Origin of the sequence: Bacteroides mucinivorans (genome assembly GCF_034654355.2) — a bacterium.
GTDB lineage: Bacteria > Bacteroidota > Bacteroidia > Bacteroidales > Bacteroidaceae > Bacteroides > Bacteroides nordii.
The window spans coordinates 3,315,290-3,332,505 of the sequence record NZ_CP178179.1; the positions used below are offsets into that span (position 1 = coordinate 3,315,290).

The 17,216-nt window shown below is 35.3% G+C and carries 18 protein-coding genes; 1 reads left to right on the top strand and 17 read right to left on the bottom strand.

Going from position 1 to position 17,216, the window contains the following annotated elements; all coding sequences use genetic code 11:
- Positions 1-32 precede the first annotated feature (32 nt).
- The 3 genes from VCM39_RS12660 to VCM39_RS12670 all read right to left on the bottom strand — a co-directional run bounded on the left by VCM39_RS12660 (position 33) and on the right by VCM39_RS12670 (position 1,801).
- Positions 33-128 (bottom strand): smalltalk protein, encoded by a 96-nt coding sequence (locus VCM39_RS12660; RefSeq protein ID WP_002560793.1) that lies wholly within the window; start codon positions 126-128, stop codon positions 33-35.
- Between the two features lie 86 nt (positions 129-214).
- Positions 215-691: an HU family DNA-binding protein gene (locus VCM39_RS12665; protein WP_221649001.1), complete on the bottom strand. Its 477-nt coding sequence runs from the start codon at positions 689-691 to the stop codon at positions 215-217.
- Positions 692-847: 156 nt separating this feature from the next.
- The gene (locus tag VCM39_RS12670) at positions 848-1,801 is read right to left on the bottom strand and encodes a glycosyltransferase family 4 protein (protein WP_323673965.1); all 954 of its coding nucleotides are present in this window, start codon (positions 1,799-1,801) and stop codon (positions 848-850) included.
- A 62-nt stretch (positions 1,802-1,863) separates the two neighbouring features.
- Here VCM39_RS12670 and VCM39_RS12675 point away from each other — a divergent pair, with 62 nt between their 5' ends.
- Complete coding sequence (locus tag VCM39_RS12675; RefSeq protein WP_322932538.1) at positions 1,864-2,724, top strand: KilA-N domain-containing protein; 861 nt, start codon at positions 1,864-1,866, stop codon at positions 2,722-2,724.
- 30 nt (positions 2,725-2,754) lie between these two features.
- On the opposite strand, the gene VCM39_RS12680 is transcribed toward VCM39_RS12675, so the two are convergent.
- The 14 genes from VCM39_RS12680 to VCM39_RS12745 form a co-directional block, all read right to left on the bottom strand.
- Complete coding sequence (locus VCM39_RS12680; RefSeq protein ID WP_322932537.1) at positions 2,755-3,801, bottom strand: NAD-dependent epimerase/dehydratase family protein; 1,047 nt, start codon at positions 3,799-3,801, stop codon at positions 2,755-2,757.
- Complete coding sequence (locus VCM39_RS12685) at positions 3,798-4,562, bottom strand: glycosyltransferase family 2 protein (RefSeq protein WP_322932536.1); 765 nt, start codon at positions 4,560-4,562, stop codon at positions 3,798-3,800. Before VCM39_RS12685 ends, VCM39_RS12680 begins: the two co-directional genes overlap by 4 nt.
- 26 nt (positions 4,563-4,588) lie before the next feature.
- Positions 4,589-5,692 carry a glycosyltransferase gene (locus VCM39_RS12690; RefSeq protein WP_322932535.1) on the bottom strand — a complete coding sequence of 368 codons (1,104 nt, stop codon included), beginning with the start codon at positions 5,690-5,692 and terminating at the stop codon, positions 4,589-4,591.
- Complete coding sequence (locus tag VCM39_RS12695) at positions 5,689-6,183, bottom strand: acyltransferase (RefSeq protein WP_289293282.1); 495 nt, start codon at positions 6,181-6,183, stop codon at positions 5,689-5,691. Before VCM39_RS12695 ends, VCM39_RS12690 begins: the two co-directional genes overlap by 4 nt.
- A gap of 86 nt (positions 6,184-6,269) precedes the next feature.
- Positions 6,270-7,358 carry a glycosyltransferase gene (locus VCM39_RS12700; protein WP_322932534.1) on the bottom strand — a complete coding sequence of 363 codons (1,089 nt, stop codon included), beginning with the start codon at positions 7,356-7,358 and terminating at the stop codon, positions 6,270-6,272.
- Positions 7,359-7,386: 28 nt separating this feature from the next.
- Positions 7,387-8,586 (bottom strand): hypothetical protein, encoded by a 1,200-nt coding sequence (locus tag VCM39_RS12705; RefSeq protein ID WP_322932533.1) that lies wholly within the window; start codon positions 8,584-8,586, stop codon positions 7,387-7,389.
- A complete protein-coding gene (locus tag VCM39_RS12710) occupies positions 8,570-10,111 on the bottom strand; it encodes a hypothetical protein (protein WP_322932532.1) in 1,542 nt (513 codons plus the stop codon). The genes VCM39_RS12705 and VCM39_RS12710 overlap by 17 nt, the downstream gene beginning before the upstream one ends.
- Positions 10,108-11,076: a hypothetical protein gene (locus tag VCM39_RS12715; RefSeq protein WP_322932531.1), complete on the bottom strand. Its 969-nt coding sequence runs from the start codon at positions 11,074-11,076 to the stop codon at positions 10,108-10,110. The genes VCM39_RS12710 and VCM39_RS12715 overlap by 4 nt, the downstream gene beginning before the upstream one ends.
- A 34-nt stretch (positions 11,077-11,110) precedes the next feature.
- Complete coding sequence (locus VCM39_RS12720) at positions 11,111-12,163, bottom strand: glycosyltransferase family 10 domain-containing protein (protein ID WP_322932530.1); 1,053 nt, start codon at positions 12,161-12,163, stop codon at positions 11,111-11,113.
- A gap of 51 nt (positions 12,164-12,214) precedes the next feature.
- A complete protein-coding gene (locus tag VCM39_RS12725) occupies positions 12,215-13,336 on the bottom strand; it encodes a hypothetical protein (RefSeq protein ID WP_322932529.1) in 1,122 nt (373 codons plus the stop codon).
- Positions 13,333-14,343 (bottom strand): hypothetical protein, encoded by a 1,011-nt coding sequence (locus tag VCM39_RS12730; RefSeq protein WP_322932528.1) that lies wholly within the window; start codon positions 14,341-14,343, stop codon positions 13,333-13,335. Before VCM39_RS12730 ends, VCM39_RS12725 begins: the two co-directional genes overlap by 4 nt.
- Positions 14,344-14,347: 4 nt before the next feature.
- Positions 14,348-15,613 carry a nucleotide sugar dehydrogenase gene (locus tag VCM39_RS12735; protein ID WP_289293270.1) on the bottom strand — a complete coding sequence of 422 codons (1,266 nt, stop codon included), beginning with the start codon at positions 15,611-15,613 and terminating at the stop codon, positions 14,348-14,350.
- A gap of 22 nt (positions 15,614-15,635) precedes the next feature.
- The gene (locus VCM39_RS12740) at positions 15,636-16,607 is read right to left on the bottom strand and encodes an SDR family oxidoreductase (RefSeq protein ID WP_289293269.1); all 972 of its coding nucleotides are present in this window, start codon (positions 16,605-16,607) and stop codon (positions 15,636-15,638) included.
- Between the two features lie 59 nt (positions 16,608-16,666).
- Positions 16,667-17,149 (bottom strand): UpxZ family transcription anti-terminator antagonist, encoded by a 483-nt coding sequence (locus VCM39_RS12745; RefSeq protein WP_289293267.1) that lies wholly within the window; start codon positions 17,147-17,149, stop codon positions 16,667-16,669.
- Positions 17,150-17,216: the final 67 nt, after the last annotated feature.

Below are 17,216 nucleotides of genomic sequence, written 5' to 3' on the forward strand. Positions count from 1 at the left end.
CGGGCGATCTCTTATTTATATCTATTTGTCCGCTAAGCCATCATAGCCTGTCCGCCAAATACACCAGCCAAGGCACTTGCCACAGCTATAACCACTTTCAAAATCGTATTCCAAATCGTCTTTTTCATTTTCCTCCCATTTTAATAACGTATCAAGTGCCGCGCAGCCAACTTTCAACTCTCAATTTTCAACTTTCAACTCTCTAAGCTTTCAACTAAATAGAAGGATCTTCCCCCTCACCCTCACCACCAGGGTTTCCTCCCTCGGTCATGCTCTTCAGCAAATCAGCATGTACAAACTGTACACCTTGCAACAGGGCACGTGTGGTACCAATAGCTGCCGGGCGAGTATACTCAGCCGTAAACTGGCACTTCAAAGCTGTTATCTGATTCGGGTTTACCTTATCGGCACTCTCTACTCCCCGGCCCTGCGTACGGGCTTTCATTGTAAATGTTCCCAAGCCATCCAAACGTACCGTACGGCTGTTCAGAAGTTGTTCCCGCATCGCCGACATCAGGTTACGTACCACATTCTGTACATCACCCGGGGTAAGGGATGATTTCTCAGCTATTACCTCAGCCAATTGCTGAGTAGTTACTGCTGCTCCGGTTTTAACCAGATTAAGATGCCATAACTTAGCTCCCGCTTTGTTGGCCATCGGTGATTGCACCGCTCTGTAAAATAAAGGCATAATTACCTCCTCTTTTTAATGTTACTAATCGTTTTTTTCATTCACACGTTTCGTTGATCAACATTGCAAAGATGAGAGTTTATTATCGGGTGGCAAACGAAAAAGAGGGAGGTAAAGCTGTTTCTCTCAGAAAGTTTGTAGAGGGATAATTATCAGTTAGTTGGAAGAAAAATACAGGTAAAAGTATTTATGCATAAACAAGACATATAGAATACTTAATACCAAAATACTGCTCAATAAATACCAGTAGCCATACACCTGGAAATAGAAATAACCCACTATTACCAATGCTTGTATCACCATATATACAAAAGAAACTACCACATGAGGTACCTTCAGTTCATTTGCCATAATCTGATACAGATGTTTCCGATGAGGTAATCCAATATTCTCATGAAGCATCAGACGATGAATAATGGTAAGTACACTATCTACCCCATACACTACTAATAGTATAATCCAACTGAAATCCTCCGTCTTGATTATCAGCTTACCGATAAGAAACAAAACGATAAATGCTATACTAACAGAACCTACATCACCGGCAAAACACTTTGCACGCTTTCGGAAATTAAAGAAATTAAAAACCAGTACGGAACAAAGGATAGTAAGAATCAAATCCTGTTCTACAAAAGGAATAATCTCTTTATTTATATAGGCGAGAGCTACTAAAACAATCAAAGAGTATCCGCCTGTGATACCATTAATACCATCCATAAAGTTGTAAACATTGATAATACCCGTACAAATGATTAACGCTACAAAGATTGTCCACCAGGGAAGAGAGAATAATCCCCACTGATAGAACATCAAAGCCATAGCAGAAAAATGAAACACTAATCGTAATGCCTGAGAGGTAGAACAGATATCATCTATAAAGCTGATAAAGGTGATCAGAGTCAAGGCAAGCATGAACCAGGGATATTCAAAATGATTCGTAAGGAAATAAGCCAATACGCCAAAATAGAAGATAACTCCCCCACCCCGTAAAGTGATCCGGGTATGTGAACTGCGCTCATTGGGTTTGTCAATGATATTGTATTTATCGGCGATATGAAAATAAAAAAGTTCTATAATTAATAGAACAACAAAAAGAACAAAAAAATACATATTCCCAAATGAATGAATTGAATTAATAATTATTACCTTTGTCATAAACTAAAAGAATAAATATGAGCCCTATAAAAAAAATAAATGTTAATCATTTGGAGATTTCTATTTCAATAGAATCGGGCAAAGAAGATTATTTCTGTTTAACAGATATTATTAAAGATAAAGAGGGTGAAGACCATATACGCAATTGGATGCGTAATAAAAATACAATAGAATTTTTAGGTACTTGGGAAATTTTAAACAATCCCCACTTTAAAGGTGTCGAATTCGACACCTTTTTAAATCAAGCAGGATTCAATAGATTTAATATGACTCCTAAAAAATGGATCGAAGCAACAAATGCTATTGGAATCATATCAAAATCCGGCAGAAATGGTGGTACATATGCCCACAAAGATATAGCGTTAGAATTTTGTTCATGGTTTAATCCTACCTTCAAGCTATATCTTATAAAAGAATATCAACGTTTAAAAACAATAGAAAATAATCCATTAAAATTGGAATGGAAAATAAAACGTATCCTATCCAAAACAAATTATCAATTGCATACAGATGCAATAAAGGATTATATTATACCTAAATCTCAGATTCTAAAAGATTCTCAATGGATTATATATGCCGAAGAAGCAGATTTACTAAATGTGGCAATATGGGGCTGTACAGCGTCCGAATGGCGAGATTTTAATCCTCAGCACGCATCGAAAGGATTAAATATCAGAGATATGGCAAGCATTAATGAACTTGTAGTTTTATCTAATCTCGAATCATTCAATTCTGAATTAATCAAATTATCTATTCCCAAACATAAACGTTTTGAACAATTATGTCAAATAGCAAAAACTCAATTAACACAACTAAATAAATGGGAATCAGAAAAAAAATTCAGAGAAATTGATGAGAACTTAAAACAGCTTGAATAAATATGTCAGTATAGTATCATAATAACATTGTCAGTTTATAAATGAACAAATAGTTTTTATTAATCCTTCTTTTGCAGTAACAGGCATTTTATCAATGCCCAGTGCCCTTTTTATCTTGTCATTACTAACTACATAATTTTCTGTTAACTTCCGCAGACGTTCTGTATTCAATGGCAAATGAAGTAAAGTACCAATCCCGGCACATCCTTCCATCAAACCTTTATTCATCTTCCAAATATGCGGTTTCTTTCCCATCACCTCACACATAGTAGCTATCAACTCATTAGTAGACATCGCTTCATCATCCCCCATATGATAGATACCTCCCGGAACATCCTTCGTCAACAACCCTTCTACCACATAGCAAAGATTATCAATCGAAGTAAACGAACGGCGATTCTCGAAAGCTCCCAAAGGCCACGGAATGCCTTTCTTCACCACATTATAAAGCAAATTCAGATTCCCTTTATTCCCCGGCCCATGTATCATGCAAGGTCTTAATATATAAACCTGCTTGTTTAATTGACAGTTGACAGTGGACAATTGACAATTAGCTGCGCTATCATGCTGCATAGCAACTGTCAATTGTTCACCATCAACTGTCAACTGTCCATTGTCAACTGTCAATTTATTAAGAATGTACTCTTCCGCCTTAATCTTGCTTTCTCCATAAGGACCAACCGGAGTTGGAATAACATCCTCGGTGAGTATATCCCCTACTACGCTATCGGCAGCAGCTTTTACAGAACTGAAGAAAATGAATTTCTTAGCTGATGACTTCAGAAAAAAATCAAAGATCTTTTGAGTCAAACCTGTGTTGATATCAAAATAAGACTGAGCTATTGATTGTTTTTTTGTGTCATGAGCTTTACCCGCAAGATGAATGATAGCATCAAATTGAGGTAGTTTTTGAAATAAGGAACAAGATGCTTCTATCTCTTTCCAAAGAAAAGTTTTCATCACTCCCTCTTTCTCGGGAGCAATGATATCAAGGCCGTAAAGAGTATAATGATCTTTTAAAGCCATAATAAGATTGGAACCCACAAAACCATGAGCACCGGTAATAAGTATATTCATTCTTTTACAAATAACAACTCAAATACTTTCACTAAATACTTCAAGAATAAAAGTGGCATGCAAGTCCAAATACCATTTTCTTTACAAGCTCTGACTATCTCTTTATTCAATAAAATATTGCTTCTTATAGATGCGGTACTGGTACCCCCTGTACGCATTTTCATAAAATCGAATGGTAAATATTGACTTTTCAATTGATGTACATACAAGAAACGAATAAGGAGCTCATAATCAGCAGCTATTTTATAATCAGTCTTATAGTAACCAAACTCTTCAAAATATTTTCGATAAGTAAAAAAAGTGGGATGAGCAGGCATAAAACCAAATCGAAACATCTCAGGAGTAAACCTCTTAGAAGAGTAATAACGCACTGTTTTATCTAAATTCTGAGGATTTACAAAACGCACATCTCCATAAACAGCTCGTATATCACTATTTTTAAAGGCTTCAGCAACCTTCATTATAATATCTCTCCTATGATAAAAATCATCAGAATTAATAATGCCGATAATATCTCCTGTAGCCATCCGGATACCTTTATTCATGGCATCATAAAGTCCATTATCCTTCTCACTAATCCATTTTAGTCGGCCATGAAACAAAGGTTCATACTCTTTTATTATATCAATGGTTTTATCTTGAGAACAGCCATCTACAATAATATATTCAATATCCAGATAAATTTGAGATAAAACAGATTGAATGGTATCACGAAGAGTTCGGTAACTATTAAAAGTTACGGTAACTAAAGAAATTTTCATCAAAAACAGTCTGATTCTATTAGAATTTATCTCTCATACCACACCTTTTGATATTGTGAGAATATCGATTTCATGGTATAGCATGCCAGCACTTTTCTCTTTCCGTTAATAGCATAATCAAGGTGATTATCAACACCGGAAAACTTATCAAGCACTTCTATTATTGCATCTGCCGATTTTGCTTCAAAGCATATCCCGGCAGCCTGTTCACTATCCGCATCTATCATATCCCGAATGGCTCCTACCGGAGTAGCCAACACCGGACAACCCATCGCCATCGCTTCAAGTACTACATTGGGGAATCCCTCTGTATAAGATGGTAGTATGAGAGCATCGGCCTTGCTCATATATTCAAGCACTACCTCCGATGGTTGATTACCCAAGAGACAAAACCAGTCACCCTCTCTCCGTTGGGAAATAGTCAACAAATCATTCTTTATTTTTTCATCATAAGGACCTATCATAGTCAAATGAGACTCATTTCTCAATTGAGAAAAAGCATCTAATAATTCATATACCCCTTTAGTCCTTATTATCTGCCCTACAAAAACATAATGATTTTTTTGCTTCTCTTCCACATCTTGATTTGCCAACAAAGCTACTTTAGGCGAACAAGGATTACCTATGAGTCTTGTTTTACTTTCAAACCCGGTATCACATAAAGCCTTATAGGAAGGAGCATCTATAACAATAATCCGGTATGCATGTTTCATATTAAAGCATAACAAGTTCCATTCCCAGTTTTTGCGCTCACTTAATTCCGGTATCCGGCCAAAACGATAATGAAAAATACATTTCGCCCTAAAACACTTGGCTATAATAAGATAAAACACATCTTTACATAGAGAAAGTGAACCCGAGGTAGCTATATGAATCACAGCAGGATGGTATTTAAAGCAATTCTTAACTAACAAATAAAAGATATGTATAGTATCCACTATTCCACTTACCACCCTGTAAAGTGGATGAATTGCATTATTGGGATTTTTAAATTTAACAGAACCGTCTACATGGTAAACATCTTGTATTTCAGCCTGTTGAATATAGTCCAGCATATTTTTTGTCCAACTTGTAATTCCTCCTGTAGGAAACAAGGGAGATAAGAATATAACGCTCTTCCTATTTTTCATCTTATCACTCTCGCAGGATTTCCTCCTATTATTACATTATCCGGGAAAGTTCCCGATACAACACTACCGGCCCCAACGATTACTCCGTCTCCCAATACAGTACCTTTCAATACAATACTATTCATCCCAATAAAACAATCATTCCCTATGACAACGTCCTTTTTACGAATATATCTTTCATCCACGCTTCTTCGCCTTACTTCTTTTTCTAAAGGATGAAAATCATTATCTATAATTTTGCAGTTAGCTCCAATCTGACAGTTATTCCCAATCGATATATTTGACATCGCATAGATTGTAGAACCCGAAATACCACATTTCTCTCCTATAGATATTTTGCCACCATAACGAGCAACAATTATCGTTCTTTGGTAAAGACCTAACATATTGCTTACCGGAGAAGAGTTTATAATACTTCCATTACCTATTTCTATTCGCGAGTTTTTAAATGAGAAAATGATTGTAAATCCATTAAATTTCACACCTCGCATAAACAAGATATTTTTAAAATATAGAAGCCTAAATAAAATTGTTCTGATCAGCATATTTTCAGCACATTAAGAAACACGAAATTGTTCTATATTTGAATGGCTTTTATCCATTGATTTGTAATTTTCTCTTTTCCAAATAATATTTCTGCTTTTTTATTTGAATTCTTTCCCAAAGAGACCAATTCTTCTTCCGAACACTCAAGTAAAATCTCCAACGCTTCCTTAATAGAAAAAACATCGTTCCAGTCACATAATACACCATTATTACTATCCACCAACGTCTGATAATCAGAAACTCTACTCATTACCACAGGCTTAGATAGCAACATTGCCTCACAAATTACATTGGGTAATCCTTCAAGTCGGCTGAATAGCCCTACCACATCAGCTTCATGCATTCTATTTACAACATCACTGACTGCCTCATTCAATCTGAATATATTCTGAAGACAATATTTTTTTCTTAAAAAACAAGCATCATCAAAAGCTCGGGTATCGCTATCCGTAGCTTCTTTTCGCCCATACCAGTCTATCTTCAATTTTTCTTTCAGATCTTCATCTAACAAGTTCACCGCTTCAATCACATTGATAGGATTCTTTAAATACTGATAACTGGCTGCCACAACTATATGAATTTTCCCGTCTTTACGAGGTATATAAGTGGAGGTTATTTCAGGAAGAGTTACTATATTGTATATTACCTCCAATTTATCTCTATAGTAAGGATAATACTTCAGCCATAGATTCCGGGCATTCTCCGAGTTACAAACAATCGCATCCGAATATCCCTTCATCCACCCTATTAGTTTCCCTCTAAGCGTATGAAAATTTTCCTCTTTTGCACTGCGCTCACTTGTTATCACTTTCCAGCTATGCCCACCAATAGCCGCTATACAATTCAATAAATCAGGTGTATCCAAAAATGAAATAACTGCATTATAGTTTCCTTTACGTATAAAGTCACGTATTTTCAAAATACGTATTAAATAATTCTTCAGAGTAATCCAATGAATAGGAATGCCATTTTCTAATAATGCATGGGCAAAAAATTCATTCCGACAATAGCACAATACCTCAACATCTATTCCTTGTTGTTTGAGTAAAGGAGCAATAGTAGTTAATTGACGTTGAGCACCGCCAGAACCCAAAGAATCAATAAATAATAATAATTTCATAATAGCACATGATTAAATAGAGCTTTCACTATTTATTGCTATATATATACAATTTTCTCTTTACGACTCCCAAAACCATTCCACATGAAAAAACTTTACTAACATCTTCAATCAATCCATAGCCAAATACAAAATAGAGTGGAAAAAGACTTAAAACGATTAGCAACATATATAGTTCAGGCTCTTTATTCCGAAGAAACAAACACCAATATCTGAAAAAGATTCTCAAGTACTTGTATATCAAAATAAAAACAAAAAAACCAAAAGTATATACCAGAGCAGCTAAGCTACAATCTGATATAGAAGATTGAGTCCAATTCGTTTTTTTAAAACGTGGAAGTCCTTTCCAAACCGGAAAGCCATGAGGAATAAGACTTTGACCTGGATGCTTAAGAATATACATCAGATGATAGATCCGGGTTTGGTCTCCAGATGCATCATTATTAGAAGGATCCACCTTAGTATACAGACGGTGATGCATAGACGGTGACGTTTGGAGTATTTCATCTTCTAAATTATTATATGCAAAAATGCCTATTAAAAATAGAAAAACAAAGATGAACAATAACTTAAAATAAGATTTATATATAGTGCATAAAGCAAAAAATGAAAAAATCAGTGCAACAATTGCATATAATAATATCCCACGTGTTATTGACAGGAAAGAGGCTGTCAATGCAATACATAGAAGAACAAGCATTTGTATTTTCGATTTTACCAGTAATGAGCAAGATATTAAAATTCCAATCAAGATAAAGTTGGCATTATTTACCATTGGTATATCTTCATTAATAGAATTCAAGTTTTGAATTTTATTAATCAATACCAAACCGGCCAATAATTCAAAAACTGTCGTAAAAAAGGCACACCATGCAATATCTTTCATAGATAAAAGATCGCTATATCTAAATAGCATAAAACCGATTACGAAGAAGAAATAATATCGTAATGACGATAATAATTCTCCCAATTCAGAATCATGCCAAAACATTCCTAATCCATATAACAAGAGCCCGATTATTATAAACTGCATTTGCACCATAATCGGTAAGAAAATGCGTTTTCTATGATAGAATAAAAAAATCAACAATAAGACCTCAACAGCCTTAAAAGGAAAGCCCAGAAAATCCATTAACACAATTCCACTTAGAGAAGATAAGAAAAAGGAGAAAAAAATAATGAACAATCTATTGATTTTATTCACTCTAAATCTATAACTGCCATGCATACTTTTTGATTAATCTGTTAACAAAATCTCTTTCGGGACTTGTTATTCCAAAACAATAAATTGCAATAAGAGACACTGAGAATGAAGTCACAAAGACCACAATAGTTCTGTAAGGCAATGTTTGAAAGTATATATAAACTAAAGAAGTAAACAACACACAGAGCATAAAAGGCCATAATATCCGAAGAAGAACTTGAGAAACATAGTTTCTCAAAGAAAAATGAAGGATAGAATATACAAAGTATATTTTTATAATATAAGATATGAATGAAAAGACAACATTAATAACAAATACCACTTCAGCCTTTCCACCAAAAGACAAGAATATGTATGATATAGGAAGAATCAGCAATGACGTAATAGTCATAACAATTTGGAAATTTTTTATCCTGCCTGTAGCCATTACGGAAACGGTTAGCGGATTAGACATTACACTGAATATAGCCTCAAACAGCATAATACGTATAAATATAGCCGTATAATCAGGAACTGTCTTTATCCACCAGGTAAGTATGCTCTCTATCTCAAACCATATAGGAAGCGCCAAAATAAATAATAAAAAAAAAGCAAATTTAGAACTCGTATAAACGAGTTTCTGCATATAACTTAAATCATCTGATGCATACGACTTGATAATCTGAGGATTAACCGCCACTTGAAAATTAATACAACATTTAGCAACTGCCTGTTGAACCTGAAACATTATTCCACGAGCAGCATTAACAGATGGACCATAAAATAAATTAAGCAAAACATTCAATCCCTGATTAGAACATACACCTCCAAATTCTTTCGCTAAATTCCAACCTAAGAATGGCAAGATCCCTTTCATTATCTCTTTATCAAAATCTAATCTGAAACTTGTTTCATCAAATTTCCTTCTACAATAGACTATATACAAACATTGTAAAACGCATTGTATGAGTAAATACGCAATAGAGTATGATATCAATTTATCAAAAGGTAAAATAGGAAGCAGAAAAAGAATTAAAACTTTCAAAGTAGCATCAATAATCCCAATGTATGCATACGCATCCATTCGTTCATGAGATATGATAGAAGCATTGTATGGTACATTGATAATCGTTATAATTAAGGAAAACAAGACACTCTGATAAACAAAGATTCCTGCAATCAATTTTCCGGGTGCCATCTGTATCTTATTACATACAAACCAAAGGCCTATCGTTTCGCCCAAAATTAATATCAGAAACGCAATGAATATATGAATTGTTAAACTTACGTGAAAAACCTTTCTTAATTTATTGATATCAAAATCTTTTTTACCCAATTCATAAGTTAGAAAGCGTGACGTAGCAGTTGCCATAGACGAATTTACAAAACCAAACATGGCGACAATACCTCCAATAACCTCATATAATCCATAGTCCTGTATCCCCAATATATTAATAATCACCCGGGATGCATACAGTCCAATAAACAGCATAATGAACATTCTGATGTATAGCATCATCGTATTCTTTGCAATTCGCTTACTGGAAGTCTGGTTATCGGAATTTATCATTGAATGTGCCACTTATCCGTATCAATGTATCTCACTCTGTCCTCTGGCATAGCCATACCGACAAAAGCCCCTACATTTGAGCTACACGTACCTATAAAAAGCTTTGATTTTCTTATAATTTCAACACTTGCATACAGATTCAGCATTTGTTTATCCACAGCAGCAAATTCTGAAGATTGAAATTTTGAATTATCATATCCGGTTTCCGTATTAGAGGCCAAAGTATAAAAACGCCATAACGGATATCTTTTTGTCAATGATTCATATATTGAATAATCATCAGTAAGTACATAAGCAACTTTTAAGTTTGACTCACGCTCAGCTATCTGTATATACTCATCTTCTCCATATAAATCATGTTCAATAATCTTATCTCCTCCCCGAATATGCATGGCTATATAATCTTGAGGTAATTCCAACTGTTCCGTTAAATTCTCAATTTTATTTTCATATTCCTCATTGAACTTATAAAATGAACTAACAAAGCCGAATGCAATTTCTCTAAAATCACCTTTTAAACCCAAAGTTGGAAAATCAAAATCCTTTCCTACAAATGACTTAGAACGAGAAGTTCTAAAGATATCTTGCGTTAAATATCTGCCTGTAATTAGTTTATACAACAATTCACCTAATAGCAGACTCTTTTCTTTTAAATTAATAGAAAGACAACGTTCATTTGAATGATAGTCAGAAAACCGTTTATTAAAATAGCGATGAAAAAAATTCGTATTTTCTCTATGAAAAATTTTGAATATCTTAGAATATCCTTCATAATTAAAAAGAATTGTTCTTTTTGAATAAATCCGAAACTGAATCTTATAATAGTAACAATAAACCATGGCATAAATCATACTGTTATATTCCGAATAAAAACCGGCTCCTGAATTCCCTAAATGAAAGATCAACTTCTTTTTAAAGGATGCATTCTCTTTTTGATATCGCTTTACAAATTTTTCTATATCCATTTTATATATAACTATTAAATCTTAATATTTAAACTTATACAGTTTTAAAAGTTCTCATAATTTTCTTCCATACTATTTTACATAGATTTAACCGGGGTATTTTAGACGAAAAAAGAATTTCTCGATACCTGTACACAAAAGCCCCTTCGGGTACCCTTTTTGCTGCACTTATCTCCTGTGCAAAAATAGAGTCTATAAAACAGACATAATTTGTCATACGTTGTTTAGATCTCTCAACCTGCTCTTCCGTTTGCCAAGGTTCCGATATTATCTCACACCATAAATCGTCATTAATATCTATTTCTTTTATTCTATTGAGTATTTCTTGTTGTGACTCAAATTGATGACAATTAATAAAGGATTTAGGATTCAATTCTAATATAATGTCTGGATTTCCCCAATAGACAGGTACGGTATGAGCGCATAGACTCGTTAATATTTTCTCAGAAGTATATCCCTTATAATTTGCATTCTCCGCTGCAATGGAAAATTTATAGCTACTTTTCATAGGTATACATTCCAAACGGTGCCCGATATATCCCGTAGCTCTATTGCCCACATTATTCAAATGTTTTCCAAGAGAATCTACTTTCTTATAATTTGAAATTAGATAAAATAATTTATCCCTATTGGGGTGTGCATTATAATTTGAATATAAGAAATTACAAAACTTTTTTTTCTCTCTTAATATGCCATAGGCTTCATTTACTGAATTTATTTTATTCCGGAACTCTCCTTCATAAAATTCTTTATAAAATAACGTAAAAGGAGGCAGTATGCAAAAGCGATCTTCATTAGACAGATGTGCATCAAAACCAATTGCATAGTCAAACAAGTTCCAATCAGGAGAAAATGCTTCTGCCGCATATATTATTTTAATTGAAGCCTTATTATATAGTTTTTGGAATCGTCTCCAGTTCTTTTTACACGTATATATTTCATCTGATGCGAATAAATAGCTTGGATCTTTTGAATTCCATATAAAATTATAATAACTTTCTAACTCATCTATTTTGAGAAAAGCGACAAATTCTGTTGCTGAGTTCACTTTAGAGTGAAACATATAGACATTTATATCTTTTTTCATAGTTTTCTAATTTTTATACTGCAATTTATGATCGATCCTTTTAAAACGACACTAATTATTTATCAGTGTACCCAATTCATCTGAACTCATAAATTCCACATCCGGCCAAAGCTTCATGATTACTTGTAGTAATTCCGCGAATTGGCGTAAGTTATTATCTCTGTTTTGGGGGTGTATAGCCCCTATAAAGTTGAGTCGGTGCGCGCTGATGATGGCAGGCTTCTTTAATTTAAAAGCTTTTTCAATACCTTTCAAGCAGTATTCCTTATTCAAGCGGTGATCTTGTGTCGGTTCAAAAAGACAGTTACGTACCAAATAGGTTTGCCCCAATTCATTTTTCTGTCCCATGTAATGATGTATAGTATCTGTTATCTGACTCTCTTTTGAAAGATACTGAGAATAACTACCTTGCAAAATATCGACTCCTATTTGTTTTAACGTTTCATTCAACTCCGGATTCCAGATATAACAAGGAGCTATAAAAGATTTTGAAACATAGCCAAATATCTCTCGAAATAACCTCATCCCATCTTTCAGGATTTCTTTTTGTAACTTAATAGACTTCTCTGAATTAACCATAAATTCTCCAAGTACATGATTCTTCTGTTTGTTATAGCGAATCCCCCATGTTTGCAAATCGAAGCATGCCCTCAGTTCCGGATTCCCTTCTTGCAATTCAGACATCCACTTTTCTATATTCAGATGTTCCCTGCCATGGAATTGAGGTACAAAAAGACTCTGTGTAATACCTTCTTTCCAACTATCGAATAAACAGTTAGGATAACGTTCAAGAGTAACTGTAAAAGGTTCATAGAAATAAGATGTAAAACCGGAAGCTCTTATCCTCTCAAAGTCAGGGTTGGCAACACAGATATTCGCCGTGATTTTAGGTGAATTTCCTTTAAAGTCTTTATAATGTGACAACACGTCAAATAACAATGATAAATCTTCCTTCGTAGCAAGTGAATCATTCTCATTATAGCAACGTCCAACTACGTCTAATCCCAATGATGCCATTTTATGAAATACATCTAACGAAGGCATTCGTATGCTCCCCCAGTCATCAGATTCTATTACGATTATTCTCCGATTAGTCGTATACCCTCTACGTTCATTTATATATGTGTATAAATGACTTTTAGCAGCAGATTGATAATGTTTTAATGTATTCATTTATACAAGTTTTCAATCATCCAATATTGAGGAATAAATGTTTCTTCATGATAGACTAAATCCGATGTCCAATAGCCATGTACCATCTCTTCCTCATCAAACCCAAATCCATAACTAGCTTCTACCAATAAAGGAGTATTATTAGATTTATCAATCACAAAATCAAAAGCAACAGATTGCAATGAAAACTTTTTAGATATTTCTAAAGCGATTTTGATTATGTCAATTGATATAAGTTCATTATTAAAAATCAATGTACCGCTACCTGAAGCACGAAAATCATCTTTTCTAACAGCCCTTTGAAATCCCCAACACTTACCATCTACAACTTTAATTCTATAATCGGTTTTATTGCCAACAATAAACTCCTGAAAATAAGCATACCCTTTCTCCGGTGCATGGAATTTAGCAAACTCAGTGGGTATCACTAAACGAGCTACCCCTTTGAGCACACCTGTAAAAGAGTCTTTCCCGGTTCTCCACTTATGAAAACGCTCCTTCAAATTTCCCCATCTATCAAATTGGGAAAAACCTTTTCCAAAAGCCTTATTGATTAACCGGATTGCATCTTGCCGGGTACGAACCAGTTTCACATTGGCAGCACCGGCACCACCGCGCAGTTTGAAAACTTTAGGAAAAGTAGTTTCATTTGCCCAATGTATTGCCTCCGCTTTTGTATAAAACACATACGAAGGAATCAAAGGTGCGCCAATCGCTTCAAACAGATATTTCTGACCTACCTTATCATCAAAATGCCAACCGGTGGCAAAATCTGGAAAGACTTTCTTACCGGCCGATTGCAGTGAATAAAGTAGCTGTTTGGCAAAGAGCGTATCTTTATAACTCCCATGATGATGATGCCACATAAAAGCATCACAATCACTCACCTCCTGTATAATATCATTATCATAAGCATTAACCAATTTATAGGCAATCTTATGCTCTTTACAATATTCAATCCAACGGTCACTAAACGAACCCTTATTATGATGAATGGCTATTTTCATTATCTTATAATCTGGCGTCTATTATCTCTGAATCCAAAAAGCCCTTGACATCGAAAACGACAGCGATTTCTTTCTCTATAAGCTGATTAATATCAAGCACCTTAAACTCATCATGTGCTACAGCTAAAATAATAGCATTGTATTTCGCAGAAGGCAATTCATTAATAACTTCTATACCATATTCATGCTGTGCGATAACCGGATTGGCCCAAGGATCATAAACCGTAATATTAATATTATACGTTTGCAATGCTTTATAAATATCAATGACCTTCGTATTACGTACATCCGGACAATTCTCTTTAAAAGTAAAACCAAGTATTAATATGTTGGAATTCAATACCTGAATACCTTTCTTTAACATAAGTTTCACCACTTGATTGGCTACATATTCTCCCATACCATCATTCATCCTACGCCCTGCAAGAATAATCTCAGGATTATAACCATAGCGCTGTGCACATTGGGCCAAGTAATAAGGATCTACACCAATGCAATGGCCGCCCACCAAACCGGGTTTAAAAGGTAAGAAGTTCCACTTAGTGCTTGCAGCTTCGAGTACATCCAATGTGTTAATACCCATTCTATTGAATATCTTAGACAACTCGTTCACGAAAGCAATATTAATATCACGCTGTGAATTTTCAATCACCTTTGCAGCTTCGGCCACTCGCATGGTAGGTGCCAAATGTGTACCGGCTGTTATAACAGAAGCATATACTGCGTCTACTCTTTTCCCTATCTCAGGAGTAGAGCCCGAAGTTACTTTCTTGATTTTCTCTACCGTATGGAGTTTATCACCCGGATTAATACGTTCGGGAGAATAGCCGGCAAAGAAATCTTCATTTAACTTCAAGCCGGACACCTTTTCTACCACCGGAATACATTCGTCTTCGGTAACACCCGGGTAGACAGTTGATTCATAAACAACGATATCTCCTTTGGAAATCACTTTGCCTACAGTGGTACTCGCACCATAAAGAGGTGTCAAATCCGGATTATTATTTACATCGACAGGAGTGGGAACTGCCACTACATAGAAATTATAATCTCTGATATCTTCTATATCAGATGTACAGGTAAAACCACCGACAATGGCAGATTGTAACAGTTCGTCACTTACCTCAAGCGTAGAATCATGTCCTGCCATTAGAGCCTCTACCCGCTTTGAATTCATATCAAAACCAACCGTTTTGTATTTTGTTGAAAATAATCTTGCTAACGGCAAGCCAACATAACCTAAGCCGATCACACAAATTTTAGTATCCATATATGTATCATCTATGTTTTATCTATTTCAAGTTCTCCCAATACCAGGCAACCGCTTCTTTCAATCCGTTACGCATACTATATTGTGGGGTATAGTTAAGAAGAGCCTTGGCTTTGTCTATACATGCCAAAGAATGAGGGATATCGCCTATTCGATTAGGCCCATGCAGTATTTCGATATTGGCTATTTCCGGATCAAAATCACTTAGAAACTCTTTTAAATAATCAACCAATTGATTTAAAGTGGTACGTTCTCCAAAAGCTGTATTGTATACCTGATTAACCGCTTCAGAAGAGATAGTTTCCAATGCCAACAGGTTCATCTGCACCACGTTCTTGATGTAAGTAAAATCGCGGCTATACTCTCCGTCACCATTAATAACCGGCGATTCATGATTCATCAATTTCTTTACAAAAAGAGGAATCACAGCAGCATATGCTCCGTTAGGATCTTGTCTTCGACCAAATACGTTGAAATATCTCAAACCAATGCACTCCATGCCATAAGTTTTGGCAAAGACATCAGCATAGAGTTCATTTACATATTTAGTAATCGCATAGGGAGAGAGTGGCTTACCTATCACATCTTCAACCTTCGGAAGACTTTTGCTATCACCGTAAGTAGAAGAACTGGCTGCATAGACAAAGCGTTTCACGCCTGCATCTCTGGCAGTAACCAGCATATTAAGGAAACCGGAAATGTTCACTTCGTTGGTAGTGGCAGGGTCTTGGATAGAACGAGGCACTGAGCCCAGGGCTGCTTCATGCAATACATATTTGTTGCCTGCTACGGCTTTCCGGCAGTCTGCCAGATTACGAATATCGCCTACGACGAGTTTAAAGGTAGTTGGATATTTGTTGATCAATGGTAATAAATTCTCAATATGACCCGTGGAAAAATTATCCAGGCAAGTCACGACATCACCTCTTTCAAGCAAGGTCTCACAAAGGTTAGAGCCGATAAAGCCCGCCCCGCCAGTTACTAAAACATTCATTTAATTTATTTTCTATAAAGTTAAAAAGCATGCGACATTTACGTATGTATGTTTTCTACTTATTCTATTACTTCCCAGTTCGGATACGGATTAGCCTCCAGACTCTCCAGATAGTCAAAAACCTCCCGCTCTGCCAAAGTCAAATCACGCCCTTCCCAACCATTGATTATTGCATGGGCTTCTTTCGCTAACGCATCGTCAAAAGTTTCTGCATAGCAGGCTACTAAAAGCTGACACTTCAATAGTGAGGCGAGAAGTTGGTCGAGTATCTTCCAACTACGATCGAGAAGAACCTGGATCTTTTTATTCTTGTTACCATTGTCATAAATGGTGGCATGGAAACCACTCAACAGGGCGTAGCAAAGCCTGGCTTCTTCTTCGATATTGGAACTACGACGGATGTAGAGATCTTCGGACTGACGGTATACCTCGAGATTGAGTTCACAAAAACGGTCGGAGTAAATGGGACTACCATCGAAACCTAAGTTGAGAAGTTCGTGCGTGATATGGCACAGGGCATCAATTTGGGATTGTAGAAACATGAATTTATTTACAATTTTCGATTTACAATTTACGATTGAAAAATGATGTAGTTATCAATTAGATGAT